The following is a 5,938-nucleotide window of genomic DNA, read 5'->3' on the forward strand; positions in this document are numbered from 1 at the left end:
AACCCGCCCCGACCCCACCGCCCCCGGCTCCGCCGGACGCTCCGCTCCCGCCGTCTCAGGCCGTGAGTCCGCCGAACAGCAGTGACACCGTCATCGCAATGATGACCGAGTCGAAGGCGGACGCGATGACGACGTTCGCGCGCACCAGGCGCCAGCCCTCTCTCGAGCGGATCTCGGCCGAGACCGTGGCCGCCGTCGTGGACAGCAGGAGCGCAAGGGTCGCATAGTCGCTGAGGTGCGGCGCCTCCTCGAAGGCGAAGCGCACCTGCGACCGCCGGGCGACCGCGACTCGAGGCGCAGGCAGGCCTGCGCGAACGAGAAGACCATCAGCACCCACGAGCTCGCGACGGCGAGCAGGGCGGCGGCGAGGGAGAGGGGCTCGCTGCGGGACTCCGTCCTCTGCGCGATCGCCACCGTGACCACGATCGCCGGCACCGCCGCCGGCACCGCCGCCGACAGCGTCGTGCCGGTCGCCCCGGTCGCTCCCGCCATCCGCGAGAGGAGGCGCCGCTCGCCGCGCGCCTCCTCCTCGGCGGCGCTCCGCAGCGCCTGCTCGTCGAGGCGCGAGGAGGAGGCGGCGCTCCAGCCCACGGAGAGGGCGGTGGAGAGCGGCCGGCCGAGCAGAGAGACCGGAACGAGGGTCGCCGTCGCATCGACGGCCCCGTCGCCCGGAGCGAGCGTCCCCGTCGCCAGGACGAGCAGCACCACCACGATCGTGACCAGGAGGCTCACGCGCACCCGGAACAGATCGGAGCGGGGTCGTCTGCGCGCGGTCATCGCCGCCCTCCCCGGCAGGGGCCCGGAGCGCGCCCCGAACAAAATCCACGCCGTTCCGTCCTGCGGTGTCCCCGTGCACCACCGGGCCATTCGTTGCAACCAACAACAAATCCCCCGCGCACCCGGCAGAATGGATCCATGACCTCACGGAGCAACTGGGCGGGCACCTACGAGTACCGCGCCGCCGCCATCATCGAGCCGGAGTCCGTCGAGGAGGTGCAGCGCCTCGTCCGCGAGAACGAGCGCGTCCGCGCCCTCGGCAGCCGCCACTCCTTCAACTCCCTGCCCGACACCCCCGGCGCACTGCTGCACCTGGGCCGCCTGGCCTCCGACCCCGTGATCGACGCCGAGGCGAGCACCGTCGCCGTCGGCGGCGCCACCCGCTACGGCGTCGTCGCCGCACACCTGCACAGCAACGGCTACGCCCTGCACAACATGGGCTCGCTCCCGCACATCTCGGTCGCCGGCGCCATCGCGACCGGCACCCACGGCTCGGGCGACCGCAACGCGAACCTCTCCTCCGCCGTCTCGGCCCTCGAGCTCGTCACCGCCGACGGCTCGCTGCGCACGATCCGCCGCGGGGAGCCGGGCTTCGAGGGCGTCGTCGTCGGCCTCGGCGCCTTCGGCATCGTCACCCGCGTGACCCTCGACATCCAGCCGACCTTCGACGTCCGCCAGGACGCGTTCGTCGACCTGCCCTGGGAGCGCGTGCTCGACGACTTCGACGCGATCACCTCCTCCGCCTACAGCGTCAGCCTCATGACCCACTGGTCCTCGCCGACCGTGGAGCAGCTGTGGCTGAAGACCAAGGTGGCGGCGGGATCCGTCGCCGACGTCGACGCGACGCACCTGGGCGCGGTCGCCGCCTCCGCGAGCCTCTTCGCCGTCTCGGAGGGTGTCGACTCCAACCTGAATCCGTTCGGCGGCTCCGTCGGACCGTGGTCCGAGCGCCTGCCGCACTTCCGCCTCGACCGCGAGCCGAGCGCGGGCGACGAGATACAGAGCGAGTACATGGTGCCGCGCGCGAACGTCCGCGAGGCGATCGTGGCGCTGCGCGCGATCGGCGAGCGGATCGACGACGTCCTGCTCATCACGGAGCTGCGGACCATGGCGGGCGACGACCAGTGGCTCTCCCCCGCCGGAGGCCGCGACAGCGTCGGCGTGCACTTCACCTTCAAGAAGGACCGCGCCGGCGTCGACGCCGTGCTCCCCGCCGTCGAGGACGCGCTGCTGCCGCTCGGCGCCCGGCCGCACTGGGGCAAGCACTTCCTCGCCGGAGCCGACGAGATCGCGCCGCTCTACCCGCACCTCGAGGAGTGGCGCACCCTCCGCTCCGAGTGGGACCCCTCGGGCCGCTTCGCGAGCGACTTCCTCCGCGACCGCCTGCTCGGCTGAGCGGCACCCGCCCCGCGGGACCAGGCAGGTTCCGCGGGACGGGGCTCACAGGACGGAACTCACAGGACGCGGCTCACGGGACGCAACTCACAGGACGCCGCTCAGAACAGGCGGGCCGCGTCGGCGGGCTCGACGATGTCGCGCACCAGCGCCGGGATCCGCTTCCGGAACGGGAAGAATCCCCGCGACGCCGACGGCCACGCCGCACCGTCCCAGCGGCGGCGCACGGTGACGAGCGCGACCCCCTCGTCGGCGAGAGCCGAGCGGAGCGCCTCCACCCGCTCGCCGACGGGCCCGACCGGAGCGTACGGAACGACCACGGTGTCGATCCGCCCGGACACCGCCCAGTCGACGACCGTCGCGGCGCGCGCGTCCGCCAGCACCCTCGCCGGCCGACCGCTGGAGTCGGAGGTGCGCTCGGCGGCGTCGGCGAGCGCCGCGGCGGTGAAGGCGGCGACCGCGTCGGAGACTCCGGACGGCGAGCGCCCGCCCGCGTCCCCGGCGACGGCGCACGCCACGAGGCGCTCGGCCAGACCCGGCTGCTCGGCGAGCAGGCTCTCCGCCTCGAGGTCCTCCTCGTGCAACAGGAGGCCGGGGCGGGCGCCGACGGTCCCCACGACGTCGTCCTGCTCGAGCGGTGCCCGCGGCGGGAAGGGCTCCTCGGTGAGCGCGGGGGCCGTGGTGGCGAGGCCGCTCGGCGAGAAGCGCCCCTCCGTGTAGCGCGCGATGTTGGACGCGGAGGCCAGATAGGTCTTACCCGGAGTCTGCAGGCCGGCGACCCATCGCCACGACAGGGTGTTGGACGCGGCGTCGCCGTCCAGCAGGTGCCGGTAGAAGAAGTCGGCGCCGAGCTGCCAGGGCAGTCCGAGGGTGAAGATCCAGATGCTCGCGAACCACATGCGGGTGTGGTTGTGGAGGTACCCGGTCTCGACGAGCTCGCTCACCCACGCGTCCATCGCGTCGATGCCGCTGCGTCCGCCGATCGCGTCGAGGTAGCCGGGCGGAGGATCGCCCGCGGAGGAGTCCGCCACCTCGCGGCGGTAGCGGCGCCAGACGTCCGGGTTCTGCTCGAGCCAGCCCTTCCAGTAGGTGCGCCAGAACACCTCCTGGACGAACTTCTCCGCGGCGGTCAGGCGGTGCCGCGCGAGGACCGCGGCGACGACCTCCCGCTCGGTGACGAGGCGGTGGCGGAGGTAGGGCGAGAGCCCGGAGACGTTGTCCCGGGACGGTCCGAGGTCGTGGTTGCGGTCGCGGGCGTAGGCGGAGCCGGCGCGGGCGACGAAGTCGTCGAGCGCGTCGAGACCGGCGGCTCTGGTCGGGATGAACATCGCCCCATCATCGGCGTCGGCCCGGTGAGAACACCGGCAGCGGCCTCCCGAGTGCGCTCCGGGGACGGAGGCGCCCGCCGAGCGCTCGTCAACGGGGTGACCGGCGCCTCCGACCCGACGTAGCGTCGGAGGACGAGAGGGAGGCCGCCATGCCCCGCGAGGAACAGATCCCGTCCACCGTCGAGCGCTCCGACGAGCACGCGCAGAAGCTCTGGTCGGCCGCGCACGACTCGGCCGTCGACAGCTACGGCGACGGCGAGCGCGCCCACCGCACGGCCTTCGCCGCGCTGAAGCACGAGTACGAGAAGGTCGGCGACCACTGGGAGCGCAAGGCCGAGAGCGGCCCCTCCGACTCCCGCGCCGAGGGACACGGCCGCTCCCCCGGGGGCGAGACGGCGGGCGGAGTGGACGCGAACGCGACCAAGGCGCACCTGATGGACCTCGCCAAGCGCCTGGACGTCTCCGGCCGCTCGCGCATGACGAAGGCGGAGCTCGTCGAGGCCCTGCAGAAGGAGAGCACCCGCCGGACGCGCGACGCGCGGTAGGGGCAGGGGCGGGGCCGGGGACAGCCGCCCCGCCGAGCCCCGGCCCGCTCAGTCCAGCGCGTCCCGGACGGCCGCCATGCCCAGCTCCAGCTCGGCGAAGGTGGTCGACAGGGGCGAGAGGCCGATCCGGATGCCGTCGGGTCGGCGGAAGTCCGGCACGATCCCGTCCGCCTGCAGCCGCGGGACGAGGCCGGCGAACGACTCGTGCGCGATCGTCACGTGCGAGCCGCGTCGGGCGGGGTCGAGCGGAGTCGCCACCCGCACCCCGCGCGGCACCAGCCACGCGTCGGCCAGCTCCAGCGCGTACGCCGTCATCGCCTCCGATTTCGCGCGCACCGCGGGCATGCCGACCGAGGCGATCAGCGCGATCATGTCCTGCATCGCGAGCATCCCCGTGATCGGCGGGGTGCCGCTGAGGAAGCGCCGCATCCCCTCGGCCGGACGGTAGCCGGGGCCCATCTCGAACATGTCGGCGACGCCCATCCAGCCCTGCACCGGCTGCGCGAGCGAGCCCTGGTGCCGGGAGGCGACGTACGCCCACGCGGGCGCCCCCGGCCCTCCGTTGAGGTACTTGTAGGAGCAGCCGACCGCGAGGTCCGCGCCCCACGCGTCGAGCTCGAGCGGCACGGAGCCGACGGAGTGGGAGGCGTCCCAGAGCACGAGCGCGCCGGCCTCGTGCGCCTGGGCGGTGATCGCCGCGGCGTCGGCGAGGAACCCCGAGCGGTACGCGACGTGGCTGAGCAGCACCAGCGCCGTCCGCTCGCCGAGCACCGGGGCGAGGTCGTCGGGGCCGACGCCGCTCCCGGGGTCGGAGTCGATCCAGCGGAGCGTGCTGCCGGTCTCGGCCGCGATGCCCTCCAGCACGTACCGGTCGGTGGGGAAGTTGTCGGTGTCCACGACGATCTCGTCGCGCCCCTGCTCCGCCTGGCGGGCGATCGCCGCGCGGGCGAGCTTGTAGAGCAGGACGGTCGTGGAGTCGGCGACGACCGTCTGCCCGGCCGCGGCTCCCAGCACCGCGGAGCCGAGGGCGTCGCCGACCTCGAGCGGCATGTCGAGCCAGCCCTCCTCCCAGCCGCGGATGAGGCGGCCGCCCCACTCCTCCTCCGCGAACCGCGCGAGCCGGGCGACGCTCGCGCGCAGCGGCCGGCCGAGCGAGTTGCCGTCGAGGTAGGAGCGGACCTCGGGGGTGCGGACGAACAGCTCGGGGCAGTGCGCGAGCGGGTCCTGGGCGTCGAGCGGATGCATGCCCTCACCCTAGGTCGCGGGCGCCGGGCGCGACGCGTGCCGCCGGGGCCCCGGATGCGTGCCGCCGGGGTCCCTGACGGGTGCTGCCGGGGTCCCTGACGGGTGCTGCCGGGGTCCCTGACGCCGCTCGGACGCCGCCCACCGTCCAGAAGTCGTCGCACTCGGCCGCGACCGCGACGACTCCCGAGCACTCGCGAGCGCTCACCCGGAGCCCCTCCCCCCACTGTCCAGAAGTCGTCGCACTCGGCGTCGACTGCGACAACTCCTGAGCACTCGCGGACCCGCAGACTCGAGCCGGTCGCCACTGCTCCGAAGTCGCCGTACTCGCGCTCCAGTACGGCCGCTTCCGCGTGGTCGCGAGCCGCCGGGCCCGTCCCAGCGGTCGTCGCCGAGTGCGCAGAAGTCGTCGCACTCGAGCTCGAGTGCAACAACTCCTGGACAGTCGCGGAAGCCGGAGGAGAACGGAGCAGGAGCCGGAGGAGAACGGACCTCGAGTCGGCGAGCGCCCCCGCACCCGCGAGCACGGCCGCGCACCTGGGAAGTCAACGGGCGGACGCCGCCCCCCGCCCCGCCTAGCCTCCGAGGACGGCCCCCGCCGCCTCCCTCGACCCCTGGAGCCCCTCCGTGACGCATCACGAGCACAAGCAC

Annotated in this window: 5 protein-coding genes; 2 read left to right on the forward strand and 3 right to left on the reverse strand. The window is 74.0% G+C overall.

The genetic code is table 11. The features are described 5' to 3' along the window. Positions 1–55: 55 nt before the first annotated feature. The gene (locus C5D50_RS02495) at positions 56–265 is read right to left on the reverse strand and encodes a DUF1345 domain-containing protein (RefSeq protein ID WP_104282624.1); all 210 of its coding nucleotides are present in this window, start codon (positions 263–265) and stop codon (positions 56–58) included. Between the two features lie 650 nt (positions 266–915). Between C5D50_RS02495 and C5D50_RS02505 the strand changes: the two genes are divergently transcribed. Next, a complete protein-coding gene (locus C5D50_RS02505; protein ID WP_104282626.1) occupies positions 916–2,172 on the forward strand; it encodes a D-arabinono-1,4-lactone oxidase in 1,257 nt (418 codons plus the stop codon). A gap of 101 nt (positions 2,173–2,273) precedes the next feature. Here C5D50_RS02505 and C5D50_RS02510 read toward each other — a convergent pair whose 3' ends face one another. Then, a complete protein-coding gene (locus tag C5D50_RS02510; protein ID WP_104282627.1) occupies positions 2,274–3,500 on the reverse strand; it encodes an FAD-binding domain-containing protein in 1,227 nt (408 codons plus the stop codon). 149 nt (positions 3,501–3,649) lie between these two features. Here C5D50_RS02510 and C5D50_RS02515 point away from each other — a divergent pair, with 149 nt between their 5' ends. Further along, positions 3,650–4,045, forward strand: a complete 396-nt coding sequence (locus C5D50_RS02515) for a ChaB family protein (protein WP_104282628.1) — start codon at positions 3,650–3,652, stop codon at positions 4,043–4,045. Between the two features lie 48 nt (positions 4,046–4,093). On the opposite strand, the gene C5D50_RS02520 is transcribed toward C5D50_RS02515, so the two are convergent. Then, positions 4,094–5,290 (reverse strand): kynureninase, encoded by a 1,197-nt coding sequence (locus C5D50_RS02520; protein WP_104282629.1) that lies wholly within the window; start codon positions 5,288–5,290, stop codon positions 4,094–4,096. Positions 5,291–5,938: the final 648 nt, after the last annotated feature.

Source organism: Rathayibacter sp. RFBD1 (genome assembly GCF_002932915.1).
Taxonomy (GTDB): domain Bacteria; phylum Actinomycetota; class Actinomycetes; order Actinomycetales; family Microbacteriaceae; genus Rathayibacter.

Excerpts from the sequence above, each read along its gene's own strand:
- C5D50_RS02505 (WP_104282626.1), top strand. The coding sequence starts at position 916 with ATGACCTCACGGAGCAACTGGGCGGGCACCTACGAGTACCGCGCCGCC.
- C5D50_RS02510 (WP_104282627.1), bottom strand. The coding sequence starts at position 3,500 with ATGTTCATCCCGACCAGAGCCGCCGGTCTCGACGCGCTCGACGACTTC.
- C5D50_RS02515 (WP_104282628.1), top strand. The coding sequence starts at position 3,650 with ATGCCCCGCGAGGAACAGATCCCGTCCACCGTCGAGCGCTCCGACGAG.
- C5D50_RS02520 (WP_104282629.1), bottom strand. The coding sequence starts at position 5,290 with ATGCATCCGCTCGACGCCCAGGACCCGCTCGCGCACTGCCCCGAGCTG.